The sequence below is a fragment of the Blastococcus sp. TF02A-26 genome, from assembly GCF_003319125.1.
GTDB lineage: Bacteria > Actinomycetota > Actinomycetes > Mycobacteriales > Geodermatophilaceae > Trujillonella.
Genome location: NZ_QOHG01000009.1, coordinates 128,899 through 144,264 on the forward strand (window position 1 = coordinate 128,899; position 15,366 = coordinate 144,264).

The 15,366-nt window shown below is 74.8% G+C and carries 15 protein-coding genes; 6 read left to right on the forward strand and 9 right to left on the reverse strand.

Translation table 11 applies throughout. From position 1 onward, the window contains the following. The first annotated feature begins 15 nt into the window (after positions 1 to 15). The 3 genes from DQ240_RS12320 to DQ240_RS12330 all read left to right on the forward strand — a co-directional run bounded on the left by DQ240_RS12320 (position 16) and on the right by DQ240_RS12330 (position 2,853). Positions 16 to 882, forward strand: a complete 867-nt coding sequence (locus tag DQ240_RS12320; protein WP_113839958.1) for a PhzF family phenazine biosynthesis protein — start codon at positions 16 to 18, stop codon at positions 880 to 882. 29 nt (positions 883 to 911) lie between these two features. Next, a complete protein-coding gene (locus DQ240_RS12325) occupies positions 912 to 1,805 on the forward strand; it encodes a DMT family transporter (RefSeq protein WP_233498672.1) in 894 nt (297 codons plus the stop codon). A 94-nt stretch (positions 1,806 to 1,899) separates the two neighbouring features. Further along, entirely contained in the window at positions 1,900 to 2,853 is a 954-nt protein-coding gene (locus DQ240_RS12330; protein WP_113839898.1) for a CoA ester lyase, read from the forward strand. 88 nt (positions 2,854 to 2,941) lie between these two features. Here DQ240_RS12330 and DQ240_RS12335 read toward each other — a convergent pair whose 3' ends face one another. Together DQ240_RS12335 and DQ240_RS12340 are read right to left on the reverse strand one after the other, a co-directional pair. Then, positions 2,942 to 3,352: a DUF4190 domain-containing protein gene (locus DQ240_RS12335; protein ID WP_113839899.1), complete on the reverse strand. Its 411-nt coding sequence runs from the start codon at positions 3,350 to 3,352 to the stop codon at positions 2,942 to 2,944. A gap of 13 nt (positions 3,353 to 3,365) precedes the next feature. Beyond that, positions 3,366 to 4,052 carry a hypothetical protein gene (locus DQ240_RS12340; RefSeq protein ID WP_113839900.1) on the reverse strand — a complete coding sequence of 229 codons (687 nt, stop codon included), beginning with the start codon at positions 4,050 to 4,052 and terminating at the stop codon, positions 3,366 to 3,368. 130 nt (positions 4,053 to 4,182) lie between these two features. On the opposite strand from DQ240_RS12340, the gene DQ240_RS12345 reads away from it, so the two are divergent. Further along, complete coding sequence (locus tag DQ240_RS12345; protein ID WP_113839901.1) at positions 4,183 to 5,382, forward strand: acyl-CoA dehydrogenase family protein; 1,200 nt, start codon at positions 4,183 to 4,185, stop codon at positions 5,380 to 5,382. Between the two features lie 50 nt (positions 5,383 to 5,432). Here DQ240_RS12345 and DQ240_RS12350 read toward each other — a convergent pair whose 3' ends face one another. The 5 genes from DQ240_RS12350 to DQ240_RS12370 form a co-directional block, all read right to left on the reverse strand. Continuing rightward, a complete protein-coding gene (locus DQ240_RS12350) occupies positions 5,433 to 6,224 on the reverse strand; it encodes an ABC transporter permease (protein WP_113839902.1) in 792 nt (263 codons plus the stop codon). Further along, positions 6,221 to 7,171 carry an ATP-binding cassette domain-containing protein gene (locus DQ240_RS12355; protein WP_113839903.1) on the reverse strand — a complete coding sequence of 317 codons (951 nt, stop codon included), beginning with the start codon at positions 7,169 to 7,171 and terminating at the stop codon, positions 6,221 to 6,223. The genes DQ240_RS12350 and DQ240_RS12355 overlap by 4 nt, the downstream gene beginning before the upstream one ends. Before the next feature lie 13 nt (positions 7,172 to 7,184). Continuing rightward, positions 7,185 to 7,976 carry a DUF4097 family beta strand repeat-containing protein gene (locus DQ240_RS12360; RefSeq protein ID WP_113839904.1) on the reverse strand — a complete coding sequence of 264 codons (792 nt, stop codon included), beginning with the start codon at positions 7,974 to 7,976 and terminating at the stop codon, positions 7,185 to 7,187. A gap of 88 nt (positions 7,977 to 8,064) precedes the next feature. Continuing rightward, positions 8,065 to 8,568 carry a toxin-antitoxin system HicB family antitoxin gene (locus DQ240_RS12365; protein ID WP_113839905.1) on the reverse strand — a complete coding sequence of 168 codons (504 nt, stop codon included), beginning with the start codon at positions 8,566 to 8,568 and terminating at the stop codon, positions 8,065 to 8,067. 109 nt (positions 8,569 to 8,677) lie between these two features. After that, complete coding sequence (locus DQ240_RS12370) at positions 8,678 to 9,073, reverse strand: hypothetical protein (protein WP_113839906.1); 396 nt, start codon at positions 9,071 to 9,073, stop codon at positions 8,678 to 8,680. 79 nt (positions 9,074 to 9,152) lie between these two features. Between DQ240_RS12370 and DQ240_RS12375 the strand changes: the two genes are divergently transcribed. Together DQ240_RS12375 and DQ240_RS12380 are read left to right on the forward strand one after the other, a co-directional pair. Continuing rightward, entirely contained in the window at positions 9,153 to 10,694 is a 1,542-nt protein-coding gene (locus tag DQ240_RS12375) for an acetolactate synthase large subunit (RefSeq protein WP_113839907.1), read from the forward strand. A 143-nt stretch (positions 10,695 to 10,837) separates the two neighbouring features. Next, positions 10,838 to 13,438 (forward strand): bifunctional diguanylate cyclase/phosphodiesterase, encoded by a 2,601-nt coding sequence (locus DQ240_RS12380; RefSeq protein WP_147261984.1) that lies wholly within the window; start codon positions 10,838 to 10,840, stop codon positions 13,436 to 13,438. A gap of 4 nt (positions 13,439 to 13,442) precedes the next feature. Here the strand turns inward: DQ240_RS12380 and DQ240_RS12385 are convergent, their stop codons facing one another. Beyond that, the gene (locus DQ240_RS12385; RefSeq protein WP_113839909.1) at positions 13,443 to 14,090 is read right to left on the reverse strand and encodes a response regulator transcription factor; all 648 of its coding nucleotides are present in this window, start codon (positions 14,088 to 14,090) and stop codon (positions 13,443 to 13,445) included. Further along, a complete protein-coding gene (locus tag DQ240_RS12390) occupies positions 14,087 to 15,253 on the reverse strand; it encodes a sensor histidine kinase (protein WP_113839910.1) in 1,167 nt (388 codons plus the stop codon). The genes DQ240_RS12385 and DQ240_RS12390 overlap by 4 nt, the downstream gene beginning before the upstream one ends. Positions 15,254 to 15,366: the final 113 nt, after the last annotated feature.

Sequence of the window (15,366 nt, forward strand, 5' to 3'; positions counted from 1 at the left end):
CTACCGTCGGCTGCCGTGGACGCCCCGGCAGCACTGGACTACGAGATCGTGGACGTGTTCGCCCCGCACGCGTTCGCCGGTAACTCCCTCGCCGTCGTCTTCGACGCCGACGGGCTGACCACCGGGCAGTGCCAGCGGCTGGCGAACGAGTTCAACCTCTCGGAGACCTCGTTCCTGTCGGCTCCGCGCGAGGGCGGCGACTACCGGCTGCGCATCTTCACCCCGAACGTGGAGCTGCCCTTCGCCGGCCACCCCAGCGTCGGCGCCGCGCACACGCTGGTCCGCACCGGCCGGCTGGCCGCCGGGACGCTGCACCAGGAGTGCGGCGCCGGCGTGCTCGACGTCGTCGTGGACGGCGCCGGTGCCCGGCTCTCCGGGGGCACCCCGACGCTGGCGGAGGGGCCTGACCCCGCCGACCTCGCCGAGGCTCTCGGGCTGTCCCGCGCCGATCTGGTGGGCCACCCCGCCGACGTCGCCGGGTGCGGCCTGGCCTTCACCTACCTGCACGTCCACCCCGACGCCGTCGACCGCGCGCTGCCCGACCCCGCAGCGCTCGACGCGATCGGCGGGCACGGGGTGTCCGTCTTCTCCTGGGACCACGCGACCGCGACCGCCCGCGCCCGCGTCTTCGCCGACGGCCTCGGGTGGGGCGAGGACCCGGCCACCGGGTCGGCCGCGCTCGGCACCGGCGTCTGGCTGGCGGCGGCCGGCCTGCTCGCGGGGGAGGGGACCAGCGACTACGTCGTCCGTCAGGGCGAGTGGATGGGCCGCCCGTCGGTGCTGACCTGCACCGTGACCACGACCGCGGGTGCGGCGCTCGCCGCGACCGTCGCCGGGCCGGTCGTCCCGGTGGCCTCGGGACGCATCCGGGTGCCCTCCTGAACGACAGCCGGGCGGCCGCCGCGTGGGCGGTGCACCGGCCGGGGACCCGGGAGGTCGGGCTGCTCTCCCTGGCCGTCGTCGGCATCAGCCTGTCCGCGCCGCTGACCACCCTGCTGAGCGCGCCGATGCTGGCGCTGGCCTTCTGGCGCAACGCCGCCGGCGCCGCCGTCCTGCTGCCGGTCCTGCTGCTCCGCGAGCGCGCCGTCCTGCGCGGCCTGCGGCTGCGCGACCTCGGGAGCTCCGTCGTCGCCGGGCTCTTCCTGGCCGCGCACTTCGCCGCGTGGCTGCCCAGCCTGTCGATGACCACGGTCGCCGCGTCCACCGCGCTGGTGACCACCACCCCCATCTGGACGGCGCTGGCCGCGCGGGCGGTGGGGGTGCGGCTGCCGGGCGCGGTGTGGGGCGGGCTGGTGCTGGCCGTCGTCGGCGTCGCGCTGATCGCCGGGGTCGACGTCACGGTGAGCGCGCGGGCGCTGGCCGGCGACGCGCTGGCCCTGCTCGGGGCCGTCTGCGCCGGCGGCTACGTGCTGGCCGGGGCCCGGGCCCGGGAGCGGCTGTCGACCTCGGCCTACGCCGTCGTCTGCTACGGGGTCTGCGCGGTCGCCGTCGCCGTCGCGGCGCTGGTCACCGACACCCCGCTCGGCGGCTTCACCGCCCGGGACTGGTGGCTGATCGCGGCCATCACCTTCTGCGCGCAGCTGCTCGGGCACACGCTGCTCAACTCCGTGCTGGCCACGGTCGGCCCGACGATGGTCAGCCTCGTCGTGCTGCTCGAGGTGCCCGGTGCGCTGGTGTTCGCGCTGGTCCTGCTCGGACAGCTGCCGCCGCTGCTGGCGCTGCCGGGCGTGCTGCTCGTCGTCGCCGGGGTCGGTCTGGTGGTCCGCGCCAGCCGGCCGGCGACGCTCGTGGAACCGGCCACATAGCCCCGCCCTGGGACGGCGCGGTGATCACGCCGTCGCTACTCTCCGGTAACTGAGGGGCGGCGAGGGCGCCGCCGAACCCACAGCAGGAGGCACCGTGGCCCAGCTCCGTTCCCGCCGTTCCAACCTCGCCGTCCCGGGCAGCAACCCGCGCTTCCTGGAGAAGGCGAAGGGGCTGAACGCCGACCAGGTCTTCCTCGACCTGGAGGACGCCTGCGCCCCGCTGGCCAAGCCCGGCGCCCGGAAGAACATCGTCGCGGCGCTCAACGAGGGTGGCTGGGGCGACAAGATCCGTACCGTCCGCGTCAACGACTGGACGACGGAGTGGACCTTCCAGGACGTGCTCGAGGTCGTCGGCGGCGCCGGCGCGAACCTCGACTGCATCATGCTGCCGAAGGTCCAGGACGCCGCCCAGGTCAAGGCGCTGGACATGCTGCTCACCCAGATCGAGAAGGCCAACGGGCTGGAGGTCGGCCGGATCGGCATCGAGGCGCAGATCGAGACCGCGCAGGGCCTCATCAACGTCAACGACATCGCGTTCGCCAGCGACCGCATCGAGACGATCATCTTCGGCCCGGCCGACTTCATGGCCAGCATCAACATGAAGTCGCTGGTCGTGGGCGCCCTGCACCCGGACTACCCGGGCGACCCGTTCCACTACATCCTCATGCAGATCCTGATGGCCGCGCGCGCCCGCGGCGTGCAGGCCATCGACGGCCCCTTCCTGCAGGTGCGCGACGTGCCCGCGTTCGAGGAGGTCGCCAAGCGCTCCGCCGTCCTCGGGTTCGACGGCAAGTGGGTGCTGCACCCGGGCCAGGTCGACGCCGCGAACGAGATCTACTCGCCGTCGCAGGAGGACTACGACCACGCCGAGCTGATCCTCGACGCCTACGAGTGGGCGACGTCGGAGGCCGGCGGCAAGAAGGGCTCGGCCATGCTGGGCGACGAGATGATCGACGAGGCCAGCCGCAAGATGGCCCTGGTCATCGCCGGCAAGGGCCGCGCGGCGGGCATGTCCCGCACCTCGTCCTTCACGCCCCCCGAAGCCTGACGCGACGGGGCCGTCTGGCGTCACCAGCCGACGGCCCCGTCCGGAGGCTCGCCCCGAGCTCGCGAGGGGTGAGAGGGACGGGGTCCTTCTAGGGGCCGAAGGAGGCCGACGAGGCCAGGACGACGAAGAAGAGCAGGCCGAGCACGAACAGGCCGACCGCGATGCCGCCGACGATCACGCCGGCCAGGGCCATGCCGTCGCCCTCCTCGCCGGTCTCGCGGATCTGCCGCCGCGCGACGAGGCCCAGCACGAGGCTCGCCGGCGCGAACACGAAGATGAAGACCAGCGCCAGGATCGCCATCGTGTTGGTCGGACGCCGGTAGACGTAGCCGTACCCCGGCGGCGGGTAGCCCGGCGGGCCGTATCCCGGCGGCGGGCCGTAACCGGGAGGCGGGCCGTAAGCGGGAGGCGGGCCGTAGCCGGGAGGCGGGCCGTAGCCGGGCGGGGGAGCGGAGGCCGGAGGTGGGTCGCCGCGGTAGAAGTCGCCGTCGCTGCTCACGTGGTCCTCCCGATCACTGGCCGACCGCGGCGCCGGGCAGGGCGCGCAGTCGCTGGGCGATGCCCTGGGCGGCTCCCGCGCCCGCCGCAGGATCCTCCGCGATGAGCACCGACACCACCGCGCCACGCCCCTGGGCGATCACGTCCTGGGTGGCGCCGTCGGGCAACCGGTAGCGGGCCACGACGACGTCCTCGGCCAGCCCGTCGATCGCCGGCGGGTCGAGGAAGGTGCGGTCGTCGGCCGGGCAGGCCGCGAGGGCGTCCCGGAGCTCGGTGAGGGCGAGCGCGCCCGCGGCCGGCGAGGCGTAGGCGATCGCCTCCGACGCGACACCCGGTGCGCCACCGGGGTCCAGTCCGACGACGGGGAACTTGACGGTGCGCTGCGCCTCGGAGGCGAAGGTGACCCCGCAGATGCCCTCGAGGCTCGGGTTGCCCGCCAGGTCGCTGCCCTCGGGCACCGGGTTGGCCTGCACCGACCAGCCGGCCGGGAGGTCGGTGGTCCGCAGGGCGGCGGCGAGGGCGCCCTCCCCGGCGTTGCGCACCGTGGCCGGGTCGATCGCCGCCCCGGCGGACTCCGCGGCCTGGGCGGGGGCGGGCGCGCTCGTCGGGGTGGTGCGGGACGCGGCGCCGTCGTCCTCCCCGCCGCAGCCGGCCAGCAGCAGGGCGGCGAGCACGACGGGCACGAGCCGGCGGGAGGACATCGCACCGACGCTAGCCCTCCCGGGGGACTCCGCCGCCGGAGGTGATCGGCGCCACGGAGAGGGATGGGCCGGCGTCCCGCATACTCGCGGGTAACAAATGGACACCGGAGTCCCCGGAGGAGCGCAACCGATGGCACGTCTCGCCCAGACCGCCGACCTGACCGACGTCCAGCAGGAGATCCTGTCGACGGTCCGCAGCTTCGTGGACAAGGAGATCATCCCCGCCGCGCAGGAGCTCGAGCACGCCGACGAGTACCCGCAGGAGATCGTCGACGGCCTCAAGGAGCTCGGGATCTTCGGGCTGATGATCCCGGAGGAGTACGGCGGCCTCGGTGAGAGCCTGCTGACCTACGCGCTGGCGGTCGAGGAGATCGCCCGCGGCTGGATGAGCGTCTCCGGCGTCATCAACACCCACTTCATCGTCGCCTACATGCTCCGCCAGCACGGCACCGCCGAGCAGAAGGAGCGGCTGCTGCCGCTCATGGCCACCGGCGAGGTGACCGGCGCGTTCTCCATGTCCGAGCCCGGCCTCGGGTCCGACGTCGCGGCCATCCGCACCAAGGCGACCAAGACCGACGACGGCGGGTACGTCATCGACGGCCAGAAGATGTGGCTGACCAACGGCGGCTCCTCCTCGCTGGTGGCGGCGCTGGTGAAGACCGACCTCGGCCACGACAAGCCGCACCAGAACCTCACGACGTTCCTGGTCGAGAAGCCCCGCGGCTTCGGCGAGGTCGCCCCCGGGCTGACCATCCCCGGGAAGATCGACAAGATGGGCTACAAGGGCGTCGACACCACCGAGCTGGTGTTCGACGGCTATCGGATCGGGGCCGACGCGATCCTCGGTGGCGAGCCCGGTCGCGGCTTCGCCCAGATGATGGACGGCGTCGAGGTCGGCCGGGTCAACGTCGCCGCCCGCGGCTGCGGCATCGCGATCCGCGCCTTCGAGCTCGGCATCCAGTACGCCCAGCAGCGGGAGACCTTCGGCAAGCCGATCGCCCAGCACCAGGCGATCGCGTTCAAGCTCGCCGAGATGGCCACCAAGGTCGAGGCGGCCCACACGATGATGGTCCGGGCGGCCCGGCTCAAGGACGCGGGCGTGCGCTCCGACGTCGAGGCCGGCATGGCCAAGGTGATCGCCAGCGAGTACGCCGCCGAGGTGACCCAGGAGTCCTTCCGCATCCACGGCGGCTACGGCTACTCCAAGGAGTACGAGATCGAGCGCCTCATGCGCGAGGCGCCGTTCCTGCTCATCGGCGAGGGCACCAGCGAGATCCAGAAGACGATCATCAGCCGGAACCTGCTCAAGGAGTACGCGCTCAAGCGCTGAGCTCCGAACGCCAGAGGCCCAGAACCGGTGCGGTTCTGGGCCTCTGGCGTTCAGCGGGCGGGCCGGCGCTCGTAGTTGCGCCGGGCCCACCACCAGCCGACGACGGTGAAGGCGACGCACCAGGCGACCGCGACCGCACCGCTGCTGCCGATCCCGGTCCCGGTGAGCAGGCCGCGCAGCGTCTCGATGATCGGCGTGAAGGGCTGGTGCTCGGCGAACCATCTCAGCCCCGCGGGCATCGAGTCGGTCGGCACGAAACCGCTGCCGAAGAAGGGCAGGAGCAGCAGCGGCATCGGCACGTTGCTGGCCGCCTCGACCGTCTTCGTGGCCAGGCCCATGGCGACCGAGAGCCAGGACAGCGCCAGGCTGACCAGCGCCAGGAAGCCGATCGCGGCCAGCCACTCGAGGACGCCGGCGTCCGGGCGGAAGCCGACGAGGAGGGCGGCGCCGACCACCAGGGTCAGGCCGACCAGCGTCTGGACGACCGCGCCGCCGACGTGCCCGGCGAGCACCGCGGCGCGGGAGATGGACATCGTCCGGAAGCGGCTGATGATGCCCTGGGTCATGTCCATGGCGATGGAGATCGCGGTGCCCTGCGCCGCCGCCGCGATGGCGAGGACCAGCAGGCCCGGGGTCAGGTACTCGGCGTACTCCGCCCGGCCGCCCGAGGGACCGCCGAGCCCCGCGCCCAGCGTGCCGCCGAAGACGTAGACGAACAGCAGCAGGAAGACGATCGGCATGGCGGCGACGATCACCGTCAGCGACGGGTAGCGGAGCGCGTGCTTGAGGTTGCGGCGCAGCATCGTCGCCGAGTCCGACATCGTGGAGCTCAGCGTGGTCACGGGGTGCTCACCTCCACGTTCGGCGTGGGGCGGCCGGTCAGGGCCAGGAAGACGTCGTCCAGGTCGGGCTCGTGCACGGTCAGCTCGGCGACCTCGACCGCGGCGTCGTCGAGGCGGGCGAGCACCTCCTTGAGCGCGCGCACGCTGCCGTCGCTGGGGACCTCGAGGACCAGTGCGTCGGCGTCGGCACCGGCCGTCCCGAGCGCCCGGGTGGCGCCGTCGAGCGCCGTCCGGTCGGCGAACCGCAGTCGCAGCGAGCCGCCGGGCACCTGCCGCTTGAGCTCCGCCGCGGTGCCCTCGGCGACCAGCCGGCCGCCGTCGAGGACGCCGATCCGGTCGGCCAGTTGGTCGGCCTCCTCCAGGTACTGCGTGGTGAGCAGGACGGTGACGCCCTCGCCGACCAGGCCCCGGACGACGTCCCACACCGCGCGTCGGCTGCGCGGGTCCAGGCCGGTGGTGGGCTCGTCGAGGAACACGATCCGCGGGTCGCCCATCAGGCCCATCGCCAGGTCGAGCTTGCGGCGCATGCCCCCGGAGTACGTCGACGGGCTGGTGGCCGCGGCCTCGACCAGGTCGAACCGTTCGAGCAGGTCCGCGGCGCGGGCCCGTCCGGTCCGGCGGTCCAGGTGCAGCAGGTCGGCGACGAGGCGGAGGTTCTCGGCGCCGGTCAGCAGGTCGTCGACCGCGGTGGACTGACCGGTGACGGCGATGGCGGCGCGGACCGCCCGGGGGTCTCGGGTGACGTCGGCTCCGCCCACGAGCACCTCGCCGGCGTCCGGCGGGGTCAGGGTGGACAGGATGTCCACGGTCGTCGTCTTGCCGGAGCCGTTGGGGCCCAGCAGCGCGAACACCGAGCCCTCGGCGACGGTGAGGTCCAGACCGTCGAGGACGACCTGGGTGCCGAAGGACTTGCGCAGCCCCCGGACGGAGATGGCGGGTCTGGTCATGGCAGGTCTCCTCTCAGGCCCGGCGGATCGTGATGTCGCCGTAGGACGTGCGGGCGTGGATCTCGACCGTCTCGTCGGCGCCCTCGGGCCCCTCGCTCTCGGTCAGCATGTTGCGGACGCGGCCGGTGCCGGCGGAGACGTCGAGCCAGGCCGCGGTCCCCGCGCGCACGCCGGCCTCGACGTCGCCGTAGGCGGTCTCGAGCACCAGCGAGCCGCGGCCGGCCTGACCGACGCGTACCTGGCCGTACTTGGTCGTGCCGATCACCGAGCCCAGTGCCCGGTCGACGTCGACGTTGCCGTAGCCGGTCTCCAACCGGGCCGGGCCGGCGGTCTCGCCGATCCGGATCTCCCCGTAGGAGGTGGCCACCTCGGTGCGGCCGTCGACGGTGTCGGCGGCGATGTTCCCGCTGGAGCTGCGGGCACTCAGGCTCGCGGCCCGGTCCAGACGCACGCCTCCGTGCTTGCACTCGAGGTCCGCCTCGCCCAGCTGCCCGGTGCACGTGACGTCACCGGCGGTGGTGCGCGCGGCGAGCGCGGAGCCCGTCGGCAGGACGACGTCCACCTCGATCTCCGGCCCGGAGCCGAAGAACAGCAGGCGGGGCCGGCTGGTCGACCGGACGGTCAGCTCCCCGTCCCGGAAGGTGACCTGGGCCTGCTCGGCGGCCGTGACGTCGGCGGAGCTGGCCGGGTTGCGCGGGCGGACGGTGACGGTGGTGTCGTGCCGGTCGTCCGCGCGGACCTGCACGGTGCCGTACACGATCTCGATGCGGGCCCGGATGGGTCCGGGTGTGTCGAACGTGGGCATGGCTGCGCCCTCCTCGGGGCAGGGGGGATCGCCCCCGGACCGGTCGGTCGGGGTCGGCGGTGCTGGTGCGGGGTGCTGCGGTGCGGGGCTAGCGCGCCCAGCCGGTGTACTCGGCGCCGTGGGCCCGGCGGCCGCGACGCGGTTCGGACGGACGTCCCGACGGGTCGACGGCGTTGGCGACCGCACGGACCAGCCAGGTGTTGACCGAGACGCCGAGGCGGGTGGCCGCCTCGTCGACCCGGGCCTTGAGCGGCTCGGGCAGCCGCAGGGTGATGCGGAGGGTCTCGCCCTCCTCCACGTCCGGGACGGGCTCGGCCGCGGGTGCGGCCGGCGGTGCCGGCTCGGGTGCCGGGGGAGCGGTCACCGCGAAGCCGAGGTCGGCCCCGCGGAGCCGGACGTCGACGGTCCCGGGGGCGATCGCGGCGGTGATCTCCTCGGCCGCCTGGGACAGCGCGCTGAGCAGCGCCAGGCGGACCGAGGACTCCAGCGGGGCGAGGAGCCGCTCCGCCAGGTCGCGGGCCTCGTCGCCGCCGGCGTCGGCCGCGGCCAGCAGGTCGCGGCGGAGCTGGTCGACGAAGGGTGCGAGGTCCATGACGTCACTGTGACACCACCGTGGTGTCACGTCAAGGACTGGTGACACCATCGTGGTGTCACATGGCGTCAGTGGGTGTCGCCGGGCGGCACCGGGCCGCGCGGGGCGGTCAGCTGCGGCGGGCCATCACCGGGAGGTAGACGGCCAGGGCCATGAGCAGCATCGCCAGCGGGACGTGCACGACGATCAGGCCCCGGGTGTCGTCGCCGAAGTAGCCGAGGAAGTACTCGGCGAGCAGCAGCACGAACAGCGCCGCGGTCGCGATCACCACCGGACGGCGGTGCCGCATCCAGACGGCCGCGGCCACGGTCGAGAGCAGCGCCAGCACGATCGTCGCCTCACCGGCGTGCTGGTGCACCGACACCCAGGTGCCGTAGTCGTCGGTGCCCAGGAACAGCCCGGCCCAGAGACCCTGCAGCAGCACGCCGAGGGTGGTGAGCCCCACCAGTGCGCTGAACGCGGGGTGCGGACGGGCGGGGGCGACGGTGGGCTCCGGGGTGCTCATGGCTCCTCGTTCGACGGCGGCGGCGGGCCCGCCCAGTCTGGCCCAGCGGGGGCCGCGACCTCGTGCGAGGGTCGCTGACGTGAACGGAGCACAGGCACTGATCCGCACGCTCGTGGCCTCGGGGGTCGACGTCTGCTTCGCCAACCCCGGCACGTCGGAGATGCACTTCGTCGCGGCCCTGGACGACGTCCCGGAGATGCGCGGGGTGCTGACCCTGTTCGAGGGCGTCGCCACCGGGGCGGCGGACGGCTACGCGCGGATGGCCGGGCGTCCCGCCGCCACGCTGCTGCACCTCGGGCCGGGCCTGGGCAACGGGCTGGCCAACCTGCACAACGCCCGCCGCGGCGGCGCGCCGCTGGTGAACGTCGTCGGCGACCACGCGCGGTCGCACAAGCGGCTGGACGCGCCCCTGGAGTCCGACATCGACGCGGTCGCCGGCAGCGTCTCCGGCTGGGTGCGCCGGTCGCTGGCCCCGGAGGACGTCGCCGCCGACGCCGTCGAGGCGGTGGCCGCCGCCGCGCGCGGGCAGATCGCGACGCTGGTGCTCCCGGCCGACGTCTCCTGGTCCGAGGGTGCGGAGCCGGCCGACCCGCCGTCCCCCTGGTACGCGCCGGTGCCGCCCGGCTACCGGCTCACCCAGGTCGCCGCGGCCCTGCGCTCGGGAGAGCCGGTGGTGCTGTTCGTCGGCGGGGACGTCGTGGCGTCCGAGGCCGGCCTGCGGGCGGCCGCCCAGGTCGCGACGGGCACCGGCGCGCGGCTGCTGAGCGAGACCTTCCCGGCGCGGACGGTCCGCGGAGCTGGGCTGCCGGACCTGCAGCGGCTGCCGTACCCGCCGGAGCTGGCGATGGCGTCGCTGGCCGGGACGGCGCACCTGGTGGTGGCCGGCGCCCGGCCGCCGGTGCACTTCTTCGGCTACCCCGACACCCCGGGCACGCCGGTGCCCGACGGCTGCCGGGTGCACGTGCTCTCGGAGCCGGGGGAGGACGGCGCCGCGGCGCTCCGCGAGCTGGCGGACCTGGTGGCCAGGGAGGTCCAGCCGGAACTGCTCGAGGCCTCCCGACCGGAGCTGCCGACCGGCGAGCTGACCCCGCGGACGATGGCGGCGGTCGTCGGGGCGCTGCTGCCGGAGCGGGCGATCGTGGTCGACGAGGCGCTGACCTCCGGCGTCGGCCTGGCGGAGCTGACCTCGGGTGCACCGCGGCACGACTGGCTGGCCCTCACCGGCGGGGCGATCGGCGACGGGCTGCCGATGGCGGTGGGAGCGGCGGTGGCGGCCCCGGACCGGCCGGTGCTGGCGATCCAGGCCGACGGCAGCGCGATGTACACGATCTCCGCGCTCTGGACGATGGCCCGCGAGCAGCTCGACGTCACGGTGCTGGTCTGCGACAACGGCTCCTACGCGATCCTCGAGCACGAGCTCTCCCGGGTCGGTGCCTCCAGCGGCGGGGAACGGGCCGGCAAGCTGCTCGACCTGGGTGGCCCCGGGCTGGACTTCGTCGCCCTCGCCACGGGCATGGGGGTGCCGGCCACCCGCGCCACGACGGCGGAGGAGCTGGCCGACCAGCTGCGCACCGCGCTGGCCGAGCCGGGACCGCACCTGGTGGACGCCGTCCTGCGCTGACCCCCGTCCTCACCCTCGCGGGTGAGCGCGGGTTTCGCCGGATGCAGCTCCGCCTCGCTCGCGCCGATGCCCTCCCCCGACGGAGCTGTCGGCGACGGAGGCGTGCAGTGGGGCGAGACGGGCGAGCGTGGGTGGCCGGCGGCGTGCTGGCCTCCGTCGCGGTGCTGTCCGTGTTCGCCGGCGTCCACGGCAGCCTGGCCGGCTCGGCGATCTACCACGGGGTGGAGTTCGCGGCCGTGTGCCTGGCCTGGTGGGGCACCCGGCGCCAGCCGCCGCTGACCCGGCCGGCCATGGGGCTGGTCGCGCTGGGCGTGACCCTCTACTTCCTCGGCGACGTCAGCTGGTGGGTCCAGGCGGAGCTCGAGGTCGGTGCCGACGTGGCGCCGTCGGACGGCTTCTACCTCGCCGGCTACGTCGCCCTCGCCGCCGGACTCTGGCGGTTGGCCGGCACGCGCGACCGCGGCCGGGACGAGATCGTCGCCGGCTGGATCGACGCGCTCGTCGTCTTCGTCGCGGGGCTCGCCCTGGTCTGGCAGCTGTCGCTGGCGTCGATCGTCTCCGACGCCGCGCTGCCGGTCGGGACGCGGCTGGTCTGGTCGCTGTACCCCGCCCTCGACGCGGCGCTGATCGGTCTGGTGATCCGGCTTCTGGTCCAGCGCAGTCGCGGGGAACTGACCGGCCTCACCGTCGCCGCCGGCGCGGCCGTCTGGATGGTCTGCGACCTGGGCTACCTGCTCGGGGCCGACGCCGAGCTCATGAACCTCTGGCTGGACGCCGGCTGGATGGTCGGGGCGGTGCTGCTGGCACTGTCGACCCTGCCCCAGCGCTCGGTGACGCCCCGGCCCGAGAGCCGGCACAGCCTGGTGCGCAGTGGCCTGAGCCGGCTGGCCGTCTGCCTCGGTGCGCTGCTCGTGCCCGCCGCCATGGAGTTCGTCCTCGAGCTGACCGACGCGGACGAGACCCCGGGCCTGGTGCTGATCGTGACGCTCGCGCTGACCGCGCTCGTCTTCGTCCGCGCCTCCCTCCTGGTCCGGGGTGAGGCAGCCGCCCGGGCACGGGTGTCGTCGCAGCAGCGGTACAGCGCCGCGCTCGCCGCGCACAGCTCCGACGCCGTCGTCGTGCTCGGTCGCGACGGCCGGCTGCTCAGCGACCCGGCCACCCTGCCCGTGCTGTTCCAGGTGTCCGGCGACGAGCCGGTGGAGTCCGGTGACCTGGTCCGGCTGCTCGGGGCGGATCCGCAGGAGGCGCACGTGCTGTTCCGGCGGGCGCTCCAGGCGGCGGGCGAGGTCGTCGACGGCGAGCTGATGTGCGAGCGCGGTGGGGTGCCGTTCTGGATCGGCGCCCGGGTGGTGGACCTGAGCGACCACAGCGACGTCGGCGGCGTCGTCGTCCACGTCACCGACATCACCGACCGCAAGCGCGCCGAGGAGGCGCTGGCCCACCAGGCCTTCCACGACGCCCTGACCGGGCTGGCCAACCGCGCGCTGTTCGCCGACCGGGTGGAGCAGGCGCTGCGGCGCAGCGCCCGCGGCGGCGGCCGCCCGGCGGTCGTGTTCATCGACCTGGACGGCTTCAAGGGCGTCAACGACACCCTCGGTCATCCCGCCGGCGACACGCTGCTGCGCGAGGTCGCCGCCCGGCTGCGCTCGGTGGTCCGCCTCGACGACACCGTGGCCCGGCTCGGCGGCGACGAGTTCGCCCTCCTGGTCGAGCAGTCCGGCACCGGTCCCGACGAGGCCGTCGCGACGGCGGAGCGGGTGCTCGCCGCGCTCGCCGAGCCGATCGCGCTCGACGGCCAGAGCGTGACCGTGTCGGGCAGCGTCGGCATCGCCGTGGGCGAGGCCGACGCGACCAGCGACTCCCTCGTCGGGGACGCCGACATCGCCATGTACGCGGCGAAGATGGCCGGCCGGGGCCGGTCGGTGGTCTTCGACTCCGGGATGCGCGCCTCCGCCGTCGCGGCCCGGGAGCTCGAGCAGGAGCTGCAGGGCGCGCTGGCGGCCGGCGAGTTCCGGCTGGTCTACCAGCCGGTGATCGACCTGGCCGACGGCTCGGTCACCGGCTTCGAGGCACTGCTGCGCTGGGACTCGCCGGTCCTGGGGCCGGTGTCGCCGACCCGCTTCGTCCCGGTCGCCGAGGCCTCGGGGCTGATCGAGGAGATCGGGTCGTGGGCGCTGCGCGAGGCGTGCGCCACCGCGGCCGCCTGGCGCGCCGAGCACGGCCGCGACCTGACGATGGCGGTCAACGTGTCGGCGGTGCAGCTGACCTCCCCGCACCTGGTCGACCACATCGTCGGGGCGCTGACGGCCAGCGGCCTGCCGCCCGCGGCGCTGGTGCTCGAGGTGACCGAGACGGCTCTGGTCGAGGACCCGGACCGGGCCAGCGAGTGCCTCGCGGCGCTGCGTGCGCTCGGGCTGCGGCTGGCGCTGGACGACTTCGGCACCGGCTACTCGTCGCTGGCGCACCTGCGCCAGTTCACCGTCGACGTCCTGAAGATCGACCGGTCGTTCGTCGCCACCATCGGTGAGGACGGCGTGATGCCGCCGATCGTCCGCGGGATGATCGACCTCGGCCGCACGCTCGGGCTGGAGATCGTCGCCGAGGGCGTGGAGACCGAGGCGCAGCGGCAGCTGCTGGTCGACGGCCGCTGCGACCTGGCGCAGGGCCACCTGTTCGCCCGGGCGCTGGAGCCGGCGGACGCCTCGCTGCTGCTGCTGTCGGACGCGGCCCGTACCGGCGCCTGACCCCTCAGGTCACCAGGCCCGCGCGCCAGGCCATCGCCACGAGCTGGGCGCGGTCGCGGGCCGCGAGCTTGGTGAGCACCCGGCCCACGTGGGTGCGCGCGGTGGCCGGGCTCATGTGCAGCTCCCGGCCGATCTCGTCGTTCGACAGACCCTGCGCGACGGCCACGAGCACCTCGCGCTCGCGGTCGGTGAGCTGGGCCAGCAGCCCGGAGTCCGTCGGCGCCGGGACCTGCAGCGCAGCGGCGAGCACGCTGCGGGTCACGCCCGGGTCGAGCACCGCCTCGCCGCCGGCCGCCGCCCGCACCGCGCGGCGCAGGGCCTCGGGCTCGGCGTCCTTGAGCAGGAACCCGCTGGCGCCGGCGCGCAGCGCGCCGAACACCAGCTCGTCGTCGTCGAAGGTGGTGAGCGCGAGGACCGCGGTCGCGCCCATCGCCGGGTCGGCGACGATCCGCCGGGTCGCCTCGATGCCGTCGAGCACCGGCATCCGCAGGTCCATCAGGACGACGTCGGCCGGGACCGCGCGCAGCCGGTCCAGCGCCGCGCGACCGTCCCCGGCCTCGCCGGTGACCTCGAGGTCCTCGTCGCGCTCGAGCACCGCGCGGATGCCGGCCCGGACCAGTGGCTGGTCGTCGACGACGAGGACGCGGATCACGCCGGCGTCCGCACCCGGCCGGGCGCGACGGGCAGCAGGGCGCTGACCGCGAACCCGCCGCCGGGCCGGTCGGCGGCCAGCAGCCGGCCACCGAGCAGCGCCACGCGTTCGCGCATCCCCTCCAGCCCGTGCCCCGTGCCGTCGGCACCTCCGCTGCCGCGCCCGTCGTCGGCCACGGTCACCGTCAGCGAGTCGGTGTCGTGGGCGACGGTCACGGTCGCGGTCGAGGCGTCCGCGTGCCGCAGCACGTTGGTGAGCGCCTCCTGGACCACGCGGTGGGCGGTGGCCTCCACCGCGGCCGGCAGCGGGCGCGGGTCACCGTCGACGACCAGGCGGACGTCCACCCCGGCCGCCGCCGTGGCCGCGACGAGGTCGGGGACGTCGGCCAGGCCGCGGGTGCGGCACGGGCCGTCGGACGGCTCACCGCGCAGCAGCCCGACGGTGTCGCGCAGGTCCCCGAGCACGTCGCGGCTGACCGCGCGGATGGTGTCGACGGCGCGGCGGGCGGCGGCCGGACGCCCGTCGTCGAGGGCCTCGGCGGCGACGGCGGCGTGCAGGGTGACGACGGCGACGGCGTGCCCGAGCGAGTCGTGCACGTCGCGGGCGATCCGCATCCGCTCCTCGTCGACCAGGCGGCGGGCGTGGGCCTCGCGCTCCTCGTCGGCCCGCCGCAGCCGCTCGGCCAGCTCTGCGGACCAGCCGCGCCGTGAGCGGACGGCGTCGCCGAGGGCGAGCACCGCGGCCATGAGCGCGAGCGACAGCGCGCCGTCGTACGCGATGAGCCCGGCCTTCTCGTTCTGGCCGTCGCTGATCAGCCGGAACACGCTCGACAACGCCAGGCCGGTGCCGGCGGTCACCGCGCCCAACCGCAGCCGCCCCGACAGGGCGACGACGAACAGCGCCGGTGCCAGCGGCAGCGCCAGCCCGACCGCCGAGTAGCCGGTCAGGTAGAAGCCGTAGAGCAGCGCGATGCTGGCGAACAGCGCGGGCACGGGCGCGCGACGGGCGACGAGCATCGGCAGCCCGACGACGGCGCAGAGCGCGAAGCCGAGAGCGTCGGTGGGCCGCGCCTCCGGTTCCAGGTGGCCGGCCAGCGCGGCCCAGGCGGGCAGCACGGAGGCGAGCACCAGCACGACGTCGAGGCGTCCGGGGCGCCAGCTCATGCGGGCAGGCTAGGGGTCCCGGGGGTCCGCGCGCGTCCGCGTCGCGACGTATCCGCCCGGACCGGGGTACGTCAGGGAGCGCAGCCAGGTCGGTCGCCGCAGCGGATTCCCGG

Bases quoted from the DNA above. Each gene is read 5' to 3' on its own strand.
- DQ240_RS12340 (WP_113839900.1), bottom strand. From the start codon at position 4,052: ATGTCCTCCCGCCGGCTCGTGCCCGTCGTGCTCGCCGCCCTGCTGCTG.
- DQ240_RS12345 (WP_113839901.1), top strand. From the start codon at position 4,183: ATGGCACGTCTCGCCCAGACCGCCGACCTGACCGACGTCCAGCAGGAG.
- DQ240_RS12355 (WP_113839903.1), bottom strand. From the start codon at position 7,171: ATGACCAGACCCGCCATCTCCGTCCGGGGGCTGCGCAAGTCCTTCGGC.
- DQ240_RS12360 (WP_113839904.1), bottom strand. From the start codon at position 7,976: ATGCCCACGTTCGACACACCCGGACCCATCCGGGCCCGCATCGAGATC.
- DQ240_RS12365 (WP_113839905.1), bottom strand. From the start codon at position 8,568: ATGGACCTCGCACCCTTCGTCGACCAGCTCCGCCGCGACCTGCTGGCC.
- DQ240_RS12370 (WP_113839906.1), bottom strand. From the start codon at position 9,073: ATGAGCACCCCGGAGCCCACCGTCGCCCCCGCCCGTCCGCACCCCGCG.
- DQ240_RS12390 (WP_113839910.1), bottom strand. From the start codon at position 15,253: ATGAGCTGGCGCCCCGGACGCCTCGACGTCGTGCTGGTGCTCGCCTCC.